The organism is Solirubrobacter ginsenosidimutans, from assembly GCF_027587205.1.
The window spans coordinates 141585-157026 of sequence record NZ_JAPDOD010000008.1 but is presented as its reverse complement, the minus strand read 5'-3'; the positions used below and the strand labels follow the sequence as shown (position 1 = coordinate 157026).

14 protein-coding genes are annotated in these 15442 nt (G+C 69.5%); 11 read left to right on the top strand and 3 right to left on the bottom strand.

What is annotated here, in order from left to right; translation table 11 throughout:
* Window positions 1-2 precede the first annotated feature (2 nt).
* Window positions 3-899: a DMT family protein gene (locus OM076_RS12215; RefSeq protein ID WP_270040196.1), complete on the top strand. Its 897-nt coding sequence runs from the start codon at window positions 3-5 to the stop codon at window positions 897-899.
* On the opposite strand, the gene OM076_RS12210 is transcribed toward OM076_RS12215, so the two are convergent.
* Window positions 850-1926, bottom strand: coding sequence for an AGE family epimerase/isomerase (locus OM076_RS12210; protein WP_270040195.1), 1077 nt, complete (start codon window positions 1924-1926; stop codon window positions 850-852). The two genes, OM076_RS12215 and OM076_RS12210, sit on opposite strands and share 50 nt — an antisense overlap.
* 40 nt (window positions 1927-1966) lie before the next feature.
* Here OM076_RS12210 and OM076_RS12205 point away from each other — a divergent pair, with 40 nt between their 5' ends.
* From OM076_RS12205 to OM076_RS12190, 4 genes are read left to right on the top strand one after another with little or no spacing between them, the layout of a single operon-like run.
* Window positions 1967-2608 (top strand): dihydrofolate reductase family protein, encoded by a 642-nt coding sequence (locus OM076_RS12205; protein ID WP_270040194.1) that lies wholly within the window; start codon window positions 1967-1969, stop codon window positions 2606-2608.
* Window positions 2609-2654: 46 nt separating this feature from the next.
* Window positions 2655-3236 (top strand): TetR/AcrR family transcriptional regulator, encoded by a 582-nt coding sequence (locus OM076_RS12200; protein ID WP_270040192.1) that lies wholly within the window; start codon window positions 2655-2657, stop codon window positions 3234-3236.
* Window positions 3233-4837 carry an MDR family MFS transporter gene (locus tag OM076_RS12195; RefSeq protein WP_270040191.1) on the top strand — a complete coding sequence of 535 codons (1605 nt, stop codon included), beginning with the start codon at window positions 3233-3235 and terminating at the stop codon, window positions 4835-4837. The genes OM076_RS12200 and OM076_RS12195 overlap by 4 nt, the downstream gene beginning before the upstream one ends.
* A 34-nt stretch (window positions 4838-4871) precedes the next feature.
* A complete protein-coding gene (locus OM076_RS12190) occupies window positions 4872-5603 on the top strand; it encodes a hypothetical protein (RefSeq protein WP_270040189.1) in 732 nt (243 codons plus the stop codon).
* Here the strand turns inward: OM076_RS12190 and OM076_RS12185 are convergent.
* Together OM076_RS12185 and OM076_RS12180 are read right to left on the bottom strand one after the other, a co-directional pair.
* Complete coding sequence (locus OM076_RS12185; RefSeq protein ID WP_270040188.1) at window positions 5600-7306, bottom strand: FG-GAP-like repeat-containing protein; 1707 nt, start codon at window positions 7304-7306, stop codon at window positions 5600-5602. The two genes, OM076_RS12190 and OM076_RS12185, sit on opposite strands and share 4 nt — an antisense overlap.
* 60 nt (window positions 7307-7366) lie before the next feature.
* Window positions 7367-8812 (bottom strand): aldehyde dehydrogenase, encoded by a 1446-nt coding sequence (locus tag OM076_RS12180; RefSeq protein ID WP_272597912.1) that lies wholly within the window; start codon window positions 8810-8812, stop codon window positions 7367-7369.
* Between the two features lie 82 nt (window positions 8813-8894).
* On the opposite strand from OM076_RS12180, the gene OM076_RS12175 reads away from it, so the two are divergent.
* From OM076_RS12175 to mimD, 6 genes are all read left to right on the top strand, one after another.
* Window positions 8895-10409, top strand: coding sequence for a GAF domain-containing protein (locus OM076_RS12175; protein ID WP_270040186.1), 1515 nt, complete (start codon window positions 8895-8897; stop codon window positions 10407-10409).
* Window positions 10410-10472: 63 nt separating this feature from the next.
* Entirely contained in the window at window positions 10473-11309 is an 837-nt protein-coding gene (locus OM076_RS12170) for an IclR family transcriptional regulator (RefSeq protein WP_270040185.1), read from the top strand.
* A 5-nt stretch (window positions 11310-11314) separates the two neighbouring features.
* Entirely contained in the window at window positions 11315-12964 is a 1650-nt protein-coding gene (locus tag OM076_RS12165) for a ferritin family protein (RefSeq protein ID WP_270040184.1), read from the top strand.
* A 15-nt stretch (window positions 12965-12979) separates the two neighbouring features.
* Entirely contained in the window at window positions 12980-13987 is a 1008-nt protein-coding gene (locus OM076_RS12160) for an NADH:ubiquinone reductase (Na(+)-transporting) subunit F (protein ID WP_270040183.1), read from the top strand.
* An 8-nt stretch (window positions 13988-13995) separates the two neighbouring features.
* On the top strand, window positions 13996-15096 hold the full coding sequence (locus tag OM076_RS12155; protein WP_270040182.1) for an aromatic/alkene monooxygenase hydroxylase subunit beta: 1101 nt from the start codon (window positions 13996-13998) through the stop codon (window positions 15094-15096).
* On the top strand, window positions 15093-15437 hold the full coding sequence (gene mimD / locus OM076_RS12150; RefSeq protein ID WP_270040181.1) for a propane 2-monooxygenase effector subunit MimD: 345 nt from the start codon (window positions 15093-15095) through the stop codon (window positions 15435-15437). The genes OM076_RS12155 and mimD overlap by 4 nt, the downstream gene beginning before the upstream one ends.
* The last annotated feature ends 5 nt before the right edge of the window (window positions 15438-15442 follow it).

The window sequence follows — 15442 nt, the reverse complement described above, 5'->3', positions numbered from 1 at the left end:
GAGTGCCATTTTCCGTTCAGCTCGGGCTGTTCTTCGCTTTTCTGACGGCCCTGGGCTCGGTGCTCGGCTTCTTCCTGAAGTTCAAGGGCGCCGTTCAGGCCCCGCCTGTCCAGTGGCGACGGCCGCTGCACAGCACGATCGCGCTGTTCCGCTCGCCGATCTACACGATCGGCTGCGTCGTGGCGACGACCTCGTGGGGCTTTCACGTCGTCGCGCTCGGCCTGGCGCCGATCTCGGTGGTGCAGTCGGTGATCGCCGGCGGGCTCGTGCTGGTGACCGTCGTCGCCGACCGCGTCTTCGGCCAGTCGGTGACGCGCAGGGAGTGGATCGGCGTCGGCCTCACCGCCGCCGGCCTGGCGTTCCTCGCCGCCACGCTCGAGGGGACGACGGACGCCGCCCACGGCGACTACCAGGACCTGACGTTCGCCATCACCGTCGCGGGCGCCACGATCGCCGCGTTCGTCCTCGCCCGCCGCGCCCACAGCGGCCCCGCGCTCGCCGTGTCGGCGGGCCTCTTCTGGGCCGCCAGCGACATCACGATCAAAGCGCTCAGCGGCAAGGCGGAGGACCTCGGCGTCGCCGTCATCTGGCACCCGTTCGCGTTCGTGATCGTCGCGCTGAGCCTGATCGGCCTGCTGGTCTCCGCCCGCTCCCTGCAGATCGGCCCCGCCGTTGCCGTGATCGCCCTCACGAGCGCGACCGCCAACGTGCTGACGATCGCCGCCGGGCCGTTCGTCTTCAAGGAGCCGCTGCCCGACGACCCGTTCGCGCTGCTCGTCCGCCTCGCCGCGTTCGCCCTGGTGATCACCGCGGCGGCGCTGACGCCGCCGCCGATGGAGGAGCCCGCGCCTACCGCAGACTTGCTGCGAGCGAGTCCCGCAACGGAACACGCGGGATGAGCGTCGCCTGCAGCGCGTGGTAGACGTCCGGCTTGCCGTCCCAGACGGTGCTCGACGGGCGATTGGAGGGATCGAGCTCGTGCTGCCATGAGCCGTCGGCGGGATCGATGAAGCGCTCCTGCGCGAGGTCCCACCACTCGGCCTGCAGCGCATCCTCGCCCAGCACCGCGGCGGCGCCGATCGCCTCGCACAGCACCCAGTGCAGCCGGTCGGCCACGACGGGGCGGCCGTCCCAGTCGACGGTGTAGACGAACCCGCTGCCGTCCCACCCGTCCTGGACGCCGGCCATGAACAGCCTGCGTGCGTCGGCCTCGAAGAGGGAGCGGTCGAGCGTGAACGCGAGCCGCGCCCACTCGAACCAGTGCCCGATCGTCGCGCCGTAGGGCCGGAACGGGTGCGCGGGCTCGGTCACGTTGTAATCCGGCAGCGGGCGCCACTGCTCGTCGAAGTGCTCGTTCAGCCGTGGGTGGTTGTCGACGACCAGCCGCTGCGTCACCCGCACCGCCCGCTCGCGCCACAGCGGGTCGCCGGTCGCGAGCATCGCCTCGACGCCGTGCATGTTCGCGTTGGCGCCGCGGTAGGCCTCCAGGTCGGTCCAGTCGCGATTCCACACGTCGACCAGCGCGCCGGCGGACTGGTCCCAGAAGCGGGTGTCGAGCACCTCGAGCGCCTCGCCGAGCAGCGCGTCGTCGCCCGCCGAGGCCGCCGCGAGCACCACGAAGACGTGCTCGTAGGCGCGCTTGTCGGTCGACCCGCCCACCTGCGCGAACCACCCGCCGTGCACCGGGTCGCGGAAGTCGTGGCGCAGCGAGTCGAGCCCGTGCGCGACGAGCTCGGCGGCGCCCGGCCAGCCCAGCAGCTCCCCGAGCGCGAAGACGTGCGTCATCCGCGTCGTGATCCACAGCTCGCGCGGGCGGTCGAGGTCCGGCGTCCCGTCCGAGCGCAGCCACGCGAAGCCGCCCTCGGGGTGCCGTGAGCCCTCGGCGAAGGCGAGGAGTCGCTCGGTCTCTGCAGCCAGATCGATCATGCTTGCGATGAATCCTGCCCGCTACCCCGGTCGAAGAGGCATGAGCACACTGATTGCGGATCTTTCCATCTCCCTCGACGGCTTCGTCGCGGGCCCGAACCCGAGCATGAACGACCCGCTCGGCATCGGCGGGATGCAGCTGCATGAGTGGGCGTTCGCCGCGATGTCCTGGCGCGAGGAGCACGGCCAGAGCGGCGGCGAGAAGAACAGCGACTCCGATCACTTCGATGCCCTGCGCGCCCGCGTGGGCGCGGGGATCATGGGCCGCAAGATGTACAGCGGCGGCTCCGGGCCGTGGGAGGACGACGGCAACGGCCGCGGCTGGTGGGGCGACGAGCCGCCCTTCCACACGCCGGTGTTCGTGCTCACGAGCCACGCCCGCGAGCCGCTGGAGCTGACCGGCACGACGTTCACCTTCGTCACCGACGGCATCGAATCCGCCTACGAGCAGGCCATGGCGGCCGCCGGCGGCAAGGACGTCCAGGTCCACGGCGGCGGCAGCGCCGTCTCGCAGTACCTTCGCGCCGGGCTGCTCGACGAGCTCGCGGTCCACGTCGCCCCGGTCCTGTTGGGTTCCGGCACCCGCCTGCTCCAGGACGTGCCGCCCGGCAAGCTCGAGCAGCGCGGCGTGGTCGAGTCCCCGGCCGGCGTCACCCACATCACCTACCGCGTCCTCAGATGAGAGTGAGACAGCACCGTCGCACTTAAGCGCTACGCTGCTGTCTCGAATGGGCCGCCCGGTCGAGTACCTGCGCGCCGACGCCGCCCGCAACGTCCACCGCATCGTGGAGGTCGCGGCACGGTTGTTGGGCGAGAACCCCAACCTCGCGATGGCCGACGTCGGCATCGCCGCGGGTGTGAGCCGCGCGACGGTCTATCGCCATTTCCCGACCCGTGAGGCGCTGGTCGCCGCGATCCACATGCAGGCCGTCGAGCAGGGCGAGGCGGCGCTGCAGGCGTGCCGACTGGAGGAGGACAGCGCGACCGAAGCGCTGCGCCGGCTGTGCACCGCCTGGCTGGACGTGGCCGAACGCTACGCGTTCGCGCAGCTGACCACCCAGCCCGGCACGGGCTTTGACGAGCCGACGCGCGAGCGCAGCCGCCAGATCCTCGGCGCGCCGCTGCGCGCGCTGTACGAGCGCGGCAAGGCGGCGGGCGAGTTCTCCCCCACGCTCTCGACCGAGTGGTGCGTCCGAGCGTTCGGCGCGCTGCTGCTCGCCGGCGCCCGCGCCGTGGCCGACGGCACCTTGACTCACGAAGACGCCCCGGATGCCGTCTTCCGCTCCCTACTCGAAGGACTTCGCGCATGACCGACATCGACAACGGCAACGCCAACGGCCAATCAGACGTACTGACCGGCCGGGCGCTCGTGCCGGTGTTCGGCGCCCTGATGCTCGGCATGTTCCTCGCCGCGCTGGACCAGACGATCGTCTCGACCGCGCTGCCGACGATCGTCGGCGACCTCGGCGGACTGGACCACCTGAGCTGGGTGGTCACGAGCTACCTGCTCGCGACGACGGCGTCGACGCCGCTGTACGGCAAGCTCGGCGACATGTGCGGCCGCAAGCCGGTGTTCCTCGCGGCCATCCTGATCTTCCTCGCCGGCTCGCTGCTGAGCGGGCTCAGCCAGTCGATGGGCGAGCTGATCGCCTTCCGGGCGCTGCAGGGCCTCGGCGCCGGCGGTCTGATGGTCGGCGCGCAGGCGATCATCGCCGAGATCGTCCCGCCGCGCGAACGCGGCCGCTACATGGGCCTGATCGGCTCGGTCTTCGCGGTGGCGAGCGTCGCCGGGCCGCTGCTCGGCGGCTTCTTCGTCGAGACGCTCTCCTGGCGCTGGGTCTTCTACGTGAACATGCCGATCGGCGTGCTCGCGGTGCTCGTCGTGGTCTTCAAGCTGCACCTGCACGTCCCCAAGCACCGCCACCAGATCGACTACCTCGGCGCGACGCTGCTCACCGCGGGGGTCAGCGCCCTGATCCTGGTCACCACGTGGGGCGGCAACGAGTACGCCTGGGGCTCGCTGACGATCGTCGTGCTCGCGATCGTGGGCGTGCTCCTGCTCGGCTTCTTCATCAGGCAGGAGACGCGCGCCGCCGAGCCGATCATCCCGCTCAAGCTCTTCCGCTCGCGGGTGTTCAGCATCGCCTCCTCGATCGGCTTCGTGATCGGCCTGGCCATGTTCGGCGCGATCATCTTCATCCCGCTCTTCCTGCAGCTCGTCTACGGCGTCAGCCCGACCAGCTCCGGCCTGCGGATGCTGCCCCTGATGGGCGGCCTGCTGACCGCGAGCATCCTCTCCGGCCGCGCGATCAGCCGGATGGGCCGCTACAAGATCTTCCCGGTCTTCGGCACCGCGATCACGACCATCGGCCTGTTCCTGCTGAGCCGGCTGGAGGTCGACACGCCACCCTGGCTGGCGTCGGTCTTCATGCTCGTGCTCGGCGTCGGCATCGGCCTCGTCATGCAGGTGATCGTGCTCGTCGTCCAGAACGACGCGCCCCCGCGCGACATCGGCGTCGCCACCTCCACCGCGACCTTCTTCCGCAGCATGGGCGGCTCGCTCGGCGTCGCCCTGTTCGGCGCGATCTTCGCCTCCCGGCTGACGAGCGAGCTCGCGACGCTCCCCGGCGGCGCCGGCGCGCAGTTCAGCGGCGGCGTCAACGTCAGCCCCGAGCAGGTCCACGCGCTGCCGGAGGAGATCCGCCACGACTTCCTGCTCGCGTTCGTGAACGCGCTGCAGCCGGTCTTCCTCGTCGGCGCCGCCGTGACCCTCGTCGCGTTCGTCCTGACGTGGTTCCTCAAGGAGGTCCCGCTGCGCGGCGCGACGCACGCGCCGCCGCCGGATCCGGTCACCGACCCGAACCTCGAGATCGAATTCGAGGGCGAACCGACTGGACGAACGTCCTCTTAGCTGAGGGTTCGCCCACTGCTTCAATGGCGCGCAAATGCGCGCCCTCACTCTTGCCCTGCTCGCCCTCGCGTTCGCCGCGCCCGCGGCGCACGCCGACTGGCCTGATTACCTGCCGGTCTACGGCGCGAACGACGGGATTCGCCTGACCCAGAAGGGCATCGCCTTCGGCCCGAAGGCGGACAAGCTCTATCGCACGCTCGGGGGTCACCGCGCGCTCGCCCTGTGCGGGGCATTCACCGACCGGCTCGCCCCCGACTACACGGCGGGCAACCAACTCGGCACCCTTCCTCGCAAGCGCGGCACGATCCGCGTCGACACCGGCGGCTACCCCGACGTCTGTGCCATCGCCACGCGGCGGATCAACCTCGACGACAGCTTCTGCCGCTCGATGCGGTCCGAGCTGGAGGATTGGTGCGCGCGGGTGATCGTGGCGGTCACGCCACGCGGGCGCGCCTACGTCGACCGGCTCCACCGTGCGGTCGAGCTCGTCGGGGCCGACGACCAGATCTCGAGCCTCCCGCCCGATTGGGCGCCGACGCCGGTCGAGTTGCTCCAAGGCGCCGTCGAGGCGAAGGTCGTCGCGCTCGACGGCCCGGATGCCTCCCCGCCGGCCGGCACCATCGGCCTCTATGGCGACGGCGCCAACCACACCGTCGCCGCGCTCCTACGCGACGGCACCCGCGTCTTCCTGCGCCGTGAGGGCGACGTGATCACCACGAACCTCCCGGAGCTCTTCGGCCGCGCCCTGACGGTGTTCCCGAACTAGCGGCGCTTGACGAACTCGCAGCTCTTGAGGACGTCGACGCGGTCGGCCGTGACCTTGTCGCGGCCGGCACCGCAGTCGATCGTGTCCTTGGTCCGGTCGACCGCGTAGATCTGGTCGTTGCCGCCCTGGCCGTTGGCGATGTCCTTGCCGGCCGCGGGTGTGAGCGTGTCGTTGCCGTTGCCGGCGTTGAGCTTGTCGTCGCCGATGCCGCCGTTCATCCGGTCGTCGCCGCTTCCACCGACGAGGACGTCCTTCCCGCTCCCGCCGTTGAGCCGGTCATCGTCCCCGAGCCCGAACACGCAGTCGTCGCCGGCGTTGCCGCTGAGGGTGTCGCGCCTGGCGCTGCCGACGAGCACGTCGGCCCCGGACGTCCCGTGGGTGAACGCCGTCGTCCCAGGCGCATCGCAGGTGCGCGGGACCACCGGTACGGGCGTCGGCGCGGGAGCGGGAGGCACGACACCCGCGCCGGTGTTCGTCACGACCGGGACGACCTGGTCGACCGGCACGACCGTCGGTGTCGGTGTCGGTGTCGGAGTCGGTGTCGGTGCAACGAAGCAGGCGCCCCCGGCCGGCGTGGACCGGTTGGCGAAGACCATGACGGTGTTGTTCAGGACGTCGGCGACCGCGAGCTCGGGCAGGCCGTCCCCGCTCAGGTCGCTGACGGCCAGGCTCACCCGCGTGCCCGTCGCGGGGCTCTGATATCCCAGCTGGGGCAGGTCGCGGCCGCCGTCGAACCAGCCGGCGCCGTCGGCGAGATGGATGATGCCCCGCCCGAACCCGCCCGCGCCCACCACGTCGTTGCAGCCATCACCGTCGACGTCGGCGATCGCAACGGAGTCGAGGCCGGCGATCGACGGCAGCGGCCGCGGGATCACCGCGAGCCCGGTGGCGCCCCACGTGAACACGTTCAGCGACGGCACCCGCTCCCCCAAGGCGCTCACGTACTGCGCGGCGAGCACGTCGAGGTCGCCGTCGTCGTCGAGGTCGCCGATCGCCGCCGACTCGACGCCGCCGGAAAACGTGCGCGTGCTCTCCGACAGCACGAGCGGCGGAGGTGAGAAGCCGAAGATGCCGAGCTTGTCGCCGCCCTCGCTGGTCACGATCTCGTCCGGCGGCACACCGGCCGAGGTCCCGTTGAGGTCGCCCACGGCCAGCGGGGCACCCGACGGCGTGTCGTTGCACGCGAGCCCCGGCTCGGTGACGTCGTAGTCGATGCACAGCTGCGCGCCGGTCGCCGTCTGGTGCATCAGGGCGAGCAGCGGCGCCGGGCTGCCGTTCTGGTGCCGGACCAGCGCGATCATGTCCGGCCACGGCGCCGGGAGGCCGACGCCGAACGGCTGCGGGTTGCCCAGCGCGCCCTTGCCGTCACCGGTGAGCCGCACGACATACGGCGGGCACGCGAGGTACGCGTCGAGCTTGCCGTCGAAGGTCAGGTCGCCCAGCGCGACGTCGATCGCGACGCCGGCGCACACCCCGCCGCCGCTGTATTCCTGCGGCGCGTCGAACGTGCCGTCGCCGCGGTTGAGCAGCACGCCCACACCGCCCCGCAACGGCAGGGCGACAACGATGTCCTTGCCGTGCACGCCGTCGAGGTCGCCGAGCTCGACGTTGCCCGGACGGCCAGGGAGCGAGATGTCCTGGCGCTCGAAGCGAACATCGGCTCGAGCCGATGACGCTCCACCCAGCGTCGCCCCTACGAGCACCGCCAGCGCCCAGCGCAGGCGGCGGGCTCGAGAGTCGATGGCGCGACACTACACCGATTCTCACCCCAGCTGGAACGGATCCCGCGTCGCGCCGGTGAGCTCGATCCAGACGGTCTTGAGCTCGGTGTACTCCGAGATCGCCTGGATGCCGTTCTCGCGCCCCATCCCGCTCGACTTGAAGCCGCCGAACGGCGCCATCGGGCCGACCGCGCGGTAGGCGTTGATCCAGACGGTGCCGGCGCGCAGCGCGCGCGCCATCCGGTGCGCGCGCTGCACGTCTCGCGTCCAAACGCCGGCGGCCAGGCCGAATTCCGTGGCGTTGGCCAACCGGATCACCTCCTCCTCGCCCCCGAACTTCAGCGCTGCCAGGACGGGACCGAAGATCTCGTTTTGCGCGATGTCCATGCCGTTGGTGACGTCGCCGAAGATCGTGGGCTCGACGAAGTACCCCGGCGAATCGAGCCGGCCGCCGCCGGTGACCAACGTGGCGCCCTCCGCCTTCGCCGACCCGATCGCCCCTAAGACCTTCTCGAGGTGCCCCTCGAACGCGACCGGGCCCATCTCGGTGGCCGGGTCCAGCGGATCGCCGAGCCGGATCTCGCGCGCCCGCGCGGCGAGTCGCTCGACGAACTCATCGTGCACCGACTCCTGGACGAAGAGCCGCGAGCCCGCCATGCACGTCTGGCCGGTCGCGGCGAAGATCCCCGCGACGACACCGTTGGCAGCGGCCTCCAGATCGGCGTCCTCGAAGACGATGTTCGGCGACTTGCCGCCCAGCTCCAGCGTCACCCGCGCGAGGTGCGTCGCGGCGCCCTTCATCACGGCCTTGCCGGTCTCGGTCCCGCCGGTGAAGGCGACCTTGTCGACGCCGGGATGCTCGACCAGCGGCGCACCCACCTCGGCGCCGTAGCCGGTGACGACGTTGAAGACGCCGGGCGGGAACCCCGCCTCTTCGACCAGCGCCGCGAACTCCAGGGTGGAGGCCGGCGCCTGTTCGGCGGGCTTGACCACCAGCGTGCAGCCGGCCGCCAGCGCGGGCGCCGCCTTCCAGCTCATCAGCAGCACGGGTGAGTTCCACGGCGTGATCGCCGCGACGACGCCGAGCGGCTCGCGCAGCGTGTAGACGAAGAAGTTGTCGCGGTCGGCCGGCAGCGTCTCGCCGCCCACCTTGTCCGCCGCGCCCGCGTAGTACTGGTAGTAGTCCGCGAGCCCGCGCAGCTGGCCCTCCATCTCGCGGATCAGCTTCCCGTTGTCGGTCGTTTCGACGACCGCGATGCGCTCCGCGTTCTCCGCGATCAGCTCCGCGAGCCGTCGCATGAGCCGCGCGCGAGTGACCGCTGTGGTGCGCGACCATGACTCGAACGCGCCACGTGCGGCGCGGACCGCCGCGTCCACGTCTTCCGCGCCGGCACGGGGAATCGTGGCCCACGGCTCGGCGGTGTACGGGTTGATGCTCTCAAAAATGGCTCCTGAGCGCGCGTCCACCCATTCGCCGCCGATGAGCATCTTGTAAGCCTTCACTCCGACAACCGTAAGGACTGCGTCAACAACCTCCACGATGCTGCGAATTACGAGTAGGGTTGGGGTCGTGAGTCCGAATTCGTGGCTCGCCGTCGACGGAGAGACGACGCCCACGCTGCGAGCGCAGGAATTGCGCTTCGCTTGGGAACGCTTCCAGGCCGACGACGAGGAGGCTTCTGAGCTCGTCCGTGAGGCGATCACGGACTCCTGGCGCCGTTCGCAGTCCGCCGGGGTCGATCCCACGGGCAGTCGCAAGGCGCCGATCGTCGCCGACGAGACGGAGACGCACGAGCGCTTCCAGGAGCACCCGCTCGGCCAGGCCTCCTCGCTGATCCGCGAGTGCCTGTCCGCGATCGCCGACGAGGCCGGGTATCTGATCGTCGTCTCGGATGCCAACGGCATGCTGATGACGATCGAGGGCTCCTCGCAGGTGCGCCTGCGCGCGGCGGGCGACATGAACTTCGCCGAGGGCACGCTGTGGAGCGAGGGCGGCGCCGGCACCAACGCGATCGGCACCGCGATCGCGCTCGACCACGCGGTCCAGGTCTTCGGCCCCGAGCACTACAGCGACCCGGTGCAGCGCTGGACCTGCTCCGCCGCGCCGATCCACGACCCGGACACCGGCGCGGTGATCGGCGTGATCGACCTCACGGGCGACCTGCGGACCGTGCACCCGCACAGCCTCGCCGTCGCCACCGCCACCGCGCGCGCCGTCGAGGCCAGCCTCCAGCTCGCCCTGCAGGAGCGCGACGCGCGACTGCAGGCCCGCTACGGGAACCGCGTCGCGCCCGACCGCTCCGCGCTGATGACGCCGTCCGGCCGCGCGATCGGCGCCGTCCCGCCCGGCTGGGGCGTCCTCGGCCGGCTCGCGATCCCGCCCGGCGGCGGCGCGCTCGTCCTCCCGTCCGGTGTGTCGGCGGTGGCCGAGCCGGTCTCCCCCACGCTGGAGGCCTTCGTCGTCCACGCCGTCGAGTCGCGCCGCGTCACGAGCATCTCGCGCCCGCTGGCGAAGCTCGGCTTCCTCGGCCGCGACCGCGCGACGCTCGAGATCGACGACCGCAAGGTCGAGCTGCGCCCCCGCCTGGCCGAGATCCTCGCGCTGCTGTGCGCCCACCCCAACGGGATGAGCGCCGACACGCTGTGCGCCGACCTGCACGGCGACGGGGGCAGCGTCTCGAGCGTGCGCGTCGAGGTCAGCCGGCTGAGAAAGCTTCTCGGCCCCTGGATCGACACCGACCGCTACCGCCTCACCTGCGACGTCGACACCGACGTCCGCCAGATCGAAGGGCTGCTCGCGGGCGGCCGCGTCCGCGAGGCCGCCGAGGCCTACCCCGGCCCGCTGCTCCCCGCGTCCGAAGCCCCGGGCGTGCAGCGCGAGCGCGAGCGGCTGGACACCTGGCTGCGCCAGGCCGTGATGACTGCCGATGATGCCGAGGCGCTGTGGGCGTGGGTCCACACGTCGACCGGCGAGGACGACCTTGGAGCCTGGAAACGGCTCCTTACGCAGCTCGAGTTTCGAGACCCGAGGCGCTCCCTTTGCGCCGCGCGGGTGGGCGAGCTGCGCCGTGCAGCGCTGATGTAACGCCGAGGCGGTGTACTGGATGTCAGTTCGATCCAGTAACTCGGTGGGAGGAGAACCGCGAGGATGCAGGCGACGAGGTCACACCGTGGCCTAAGTACGGCACGCGCCGCACTGAGTGTCACGTGGCTACTGGCCCGGGCACCCGACGGCGTGCGCGCCGACGAGGTGGCCGTGAAGCTCGGCAAGAGCGTGTCGACCGCGTACAACCTCCTCGCGTCCCTGTGCGACGAAGGCGTCGCGGAGCGCCTGCCCGGCGGCCTGTACCACCTGGCGCCCGGCTTCCGCGAGACGGTCGCCGAGGAGTCTGACCGCCACAACCTCTCGGGCGTGGTCGACGACCTGCTGGCCCGCACCCACAAGCGCGCCTACCTGGCCGTGCTGCGCGGCAACCAGCTGAAGGTCATCCTCGAGCGGGGGCTCCAGGGCATGCCGAAGCTCCCCAACATGAGCCCGGAGATCCGCGACAACGCCCACGCGCTCGCGCTCGGCAAGGTCGTCCTGGCGCGTGCGCCGGCCGACGCGCTGGAGCGCTACCTGAGCGCGGGCCTCAAACGCTTCACCGAAGACACGATCACCGACCCGGACGTGCTGCGCACCGAATTGCGCCGCGCGCGAAGGGACGGGATCGCCGTCGATCGCGAGGAGATCGCGCCCGACTTCTGCTGCATTGCCGCTCCGCTGCTCGACGAGCAGCGCCGGTTCTTGGGCGCGGTGGGCATCTCGATGTCCGTCCGTGCGTTCGACGCTGAACGCGAAGCCCTGACCGAGACCCTTCGCGACATCGTGGGTTTCCAATCATGTGCGGATCGTCGCGAAGTTCTTGATCCAACTCGCACCGCGGGCCTAGCGTCCGGTTCCGAGCACCTTGCGGTGAAACGTCGCATGCGCCAAAGGAGGTAGATGCCGTGAGTAGAGCGAGCATCACGAAGGCACACCAGAAGATCCAAGAGCTCTCCTGGGACCCCACGTTCGTAGAGCCGGTCGACAAGTATCCGACCGACTACACGTTCGAGAAGGCGCCCAAGAAGGACCCGCTGAAGCAGGTCCTTCGCTCCTACTTCCCGATGGAAGAGGAGAAGGACAATCGCGTGTTCGGCGCGATGGACGGCGCCATTCGCGGCAACATGTTCCGCCAGGTCCAGCAGCGCTGGATGGAATGGCAGAAGCTCTTCCTGAGCATCATCCCGTTCCCGGAGATCTCCGCTGCCCGCGCCATGCCGCTGGCGATCAACGCGGTTCCGAATCCCGAGGTCCACAACGGCCTCGCGATTCAGATGATCGACGAGGTCCGCCACTCGACGATCCAGATGAACCTGAAGCGCCTGTACATGAACCACTACATCGATCCGGCCGGCTTCGACCTGACCGAGAAGGGGTTCGCGAACTGCTACGCCGGCACGATCGGCCGCCAGTTCGGCGAGGGCTTCATCACCGGTGACGCCATCACCGCCGCCAACGTCTACCTGACGATCGTGGCCGAGACGGCGTTCACCAACGTCCTGTTCGTCGCCATGCCCGGCGAGGCCGCGGCCAACGGCGACTACCTGCTGCCGACGGTCTTCCACTCGGTGCAGTCCGACGAGAGCCGCCACATCTCAAACGGCTACTCGATCATCCTCATGGCGCTCGCCGACGAGCGCAACCGCCAGCTCCTCGAGCGCGACCTGCGCTACGCCTGGTGGAACAACCACGCCGTCGTGGACGCCGCCATCGGCACGTTCATCGAGTACGGCACCAAGGACCGTCGCAAGGATCGCGAGTCCTACGCCGAGGCCTGGCGCCGCTGGATCTATGACGACTACTACCGGTCGTACCTGGTCCCGCTGGAGAAGTACGGCCTGACCATCCCGCACGATCTGGTCGAGGAGTCCTGGAACCGGATCTGGAACAAGGGCTACATCCACGAGGTCGCCCAGTTCTTCGCCACCGGCTGGTTCGCCAACTACTGGCGGATCGACGCGATGGACGACAAGGACTTCGAGTGGTTCGAGTACAAGTACCCGGGCTGGTACGACAAGTACGGCAAGTGGTGGGAGAAGTACTCCGACCTCTCCGTCAAGAACGGCCACAAGCCGATCGCGTTCGAGGCCGAGGCCAACTACGAGTATCCGCACCGCTGCTGGACCTGCATGGTCCCGTGCCTGATCCGTGAGGACACGGTCATGGACGAGGTCGACGGCCAGGTCCGCACGTACTGCTCGGAGACCTGCCACTGGACGGACGCGGTCGCGTTCCGGCCCGAGTACGAGGGTCGCCCGACCCCGTCGATGGGCAAGCTCTCCGGTGTCCGCGAGTGGGAGACCCTGCATCACGGCCATGACCTCGCCGAGATCATGCGCGACGACCTCGGCTACGTCCGCGACGACGGCCACACGCTGATCCCGCAGCCGCATCTGAATCTGGACCCGAAGAAGATGTGGACGCTCGACGAGGTCAAGGGCATCACGCTCAACAGCCCGAACGTGCTGCTGAACCAGATGTCGCCCGAAGAGCGCGAGACGCACATGGCGGCGTACAAGCGCGGCGGCCCGGCCGGCCGGCCGGCGAGCGCGTAAGGAGCCTGCGCCGTCGTGGGTGACAAGACACACACCGTTCGCTTCGAGCCTGTCGGCATCGAGATCGAGGTCGACGAGTCCGAGACGATCCTCAATGCGGCCTTCCGCCAGGGCATCATGCTCATGCACGGCTGCAAGGAGGGGCAATGCTCGGCGTGCAAGTCCTTCATCCTCGACGGCGAGGTCGACCTCGACCGCTATTCGACGTTCGCGCTGCCCGACTTCGAGGAAGCTGAGGGGTGGACGCTGCTCTGCCGCGCCCACCCCTACTCCGACATGGAGATCGAGCTGATCAACTACGACGAGGAGATCATCCACGGCGGCACGCCGCCACGGACGGTCTCCACCGTCGTCGAGTCGGTCGAGGCGCTCACGTCGGACATCTTCGGTCTGAAGCTCAAGCCCGAGGAGCCGCTCGAGTTCAAGCCCGGGCAGTACGTCGACATCAACGTGCCGGGCACGGAGCACCATCGCTCCTTCTCGATGGCCAACACGAACCCGGACACGCTCGAGTTCATGATCAAGCACTACGAGGGCGGCCTGTTCTCAGGGAAGCTCAAGAGCGGCGAGATCAAGCCGGGCGACAAGATCGACGTGACCGGGCCCTACGGGGTCTTCACGCTGCGGCCCAGCTCGCCGCGGCGGCTGTTGTTCATCGGCGGCGGCGCCGGCATGGCGCCGATCCTCTCGCTCCTGCGGCACATGCAGGAGATCGAGAGCCCGCGGGAGGCGGCGTACTACTACGGCGCGCGCACCGAGGCCGACCTCTTTCAGGTCGAGGAACTCGGGACGCTCCCATGTGGCTTCGTCCCCGCGCTGTCTGAGGACAGCAACGGCTGGGCGGGCGAGAGCGGCCTGATCACCGACGTCGTCGAGCGCCTCGAGGGCGACGTCACGGAAGTGGACGCGTACGTCTGCGGCCCGCCGCCGATGGTCGAGGCGACCATCGCGCTGCTGGAGCGCAAGGGCGTGCCCGAGGCGCACATCTACTACGACAAATTCACCACCACAGCGGACGAGTGAGGAGACCCATGGCGACAGAGGTCAAGGAACGCAGCGTCCCCAAGCCTGTGTTCACGGACGCCGAGGCAGGGGCGCAGGAGTTCCCCTCCTGGCAGAGCCGCAGCTACAACTACTTCGAGCCGCGCAAGCGCCGCGCGACGGTCTACGAGGACGTCACGATCGACGTCCAGCCCGATCCCGCGCGCCACCTGACGCAGGGTTGGGTCTACTCCTTCGCCAACGGCGACGCGGGGTACCCGCAGGAATGGTCGGCGCTGAAGTCGACCAACTGGCACGCGTTCCTCGACCCCAACGAGGAATGGGAGCAGACGATCTATCGCAACAACGCGAACGTCGTCCGCCAGATCTCCCAGAACATCGAGCACGGGCGCACGGCGCACGTGTTCCAGGCCATGAACCCCGCGTGGGTCAAGGTCCTCGCGCGCCACGTGTTCGCGTGGGCGCACCTGGAGCAGGGCATCGGCATGCACGTCTACACGCCGGCGCAGCGTGATGCTCCGACGAACATGATCAACAACGCGATCTGCGTCGGCGCCGTGCACAAGCTGCGCTTCGCGCAGGACCTGATCCTCTACAACCTGGCGCTCTCCGAGGAGATCGACGGCTTCGAGGGCTCGGTGCACAAGGAGGTCTGGCAGTCGGACCCGATCTGGCAGCCGACGCGCGAACTGGTCGAGCAGCTGACCGCCATCCGCGACTGGTCCGAGGCGTTCTTCGTCACGACCGTCGTGTTCGAGCAGCTGGTCGGCGAGCTCTTCCGCTCCGGCTTCGTGATGCAGGTCGCCGCCCTCCAGGGCGACTTCGTCACGCCGACGATCATGGGCGCCGGCGAGTCCGACGCCGCCCGTGAGCAGCGCGGCTCGCGCGCGCTGTTCCGGATGCTCGCCGACGACCCCGAGCACGGCGCGGCCAACAAGGCCACGATGCAGGGTTGGCTGGACGAGTGGACGCCGAAGGCGCTCAACGCCGGCCGCCACCTGCAGCCGATCTGGTCGCAGATCTCCGAGAAGGTCGTGCGCTTCGAGGACTCTGTCGAGCGCTCCGCCCAGCGCTTCGAGGAACTGACAGCGGACATCGGCCTCAAGGCCCCGAAGGGAGCCACGGCATGACCCACTTCACTTCCGATCCCACGTCCTCCAACAAGGCGGGCGTGACGCTGATGAACAATCAGGTCGGCTACGTCGTGGCCGAGGTGATGCGTGACAAGGAGAACGTCACGATCACCGAGCTCCCCTCGATGATCCGCGTCGACGGCGTCAACCGCATCGACTTCGACTACGAGGAGATCGCGGAGGCGCTCGGCTGGGAGGACTTCGGCAACAACGACTTCGAAGAGATCATGTCCACCCACTACGGGCGTATGGTTGTCCTCGACGATCGCGTCGTGATGTTCGCCAATCCGGAGGACGCTGCCGAGTACATCGACTTCGACCTCCAAGTCGTCGAGTAGGAGGA

Bases quoted from the DNA above. Each gene is read 5' to 3' on its own strand.
- OM076_RS12210 (WP_270040195.1), bottom strand. From the start codon at position 1,926: ATGATCGATCTGGCTGCAGAGACCGAGCGACTCCTCGCCTTCGCCGAG.
- OM076_RS12205 (WP_270040194.1), top strand. From the start codon at position 1,967: ATGAGCACACTGATTGCGGATCTTTCCATCTCCCTCGACGGCTTCGTC.
- OM076_RS12200 (WP_270040192.1), top strand. From the start codon at position 2,655: ATGGGCCGCCCGGTCGAGTACCTGCGCGCCGACGCCGCCCGCAACGTC.
- OM076_RS12195 (WP_270040191.1), top strand. From the start codon at position 3,233: ATGACCGACATCGACAACGGCAACGCCAACGGCCAATCAGACGTACTG.
- OM076_RS12190 (WP_270040189.1), top strand. From the start codon at position 4,872: ATGCGCGCCCTCACTCTTGCCCTGCTCGCCCTCGCGTTCGCCGCGCCC.
- OM076_RS12180 (WP_272597912.1), bottom strand. From the start codon at position 8,812: ATGCTCATCGGCGGCGAATGGGTGGACGCGCGCTCAGGAGCCATTTTT.
- OM076_RS12170 (WP_270040185.1), top strand. From the start codon at position 10,473: ATGCAGGCGACGAGGTCACACCGTGGCCTAAGTACGGCACGCGCCGCA.
- OM076_RS12155 (WP_270040182.1), top strand. From the start codon at position 13,996: ATGGCGACAGAGGTCAAGGAACGCAGCGTCCCCAAGCCTGTGTTCACG.
- mimD (WP_270040181.1), top strand. From the start codon at position 15,093: ATGACCCACTTCACTTCCGATCCCACGTCCTCCAACAAGGCGGGCGTG.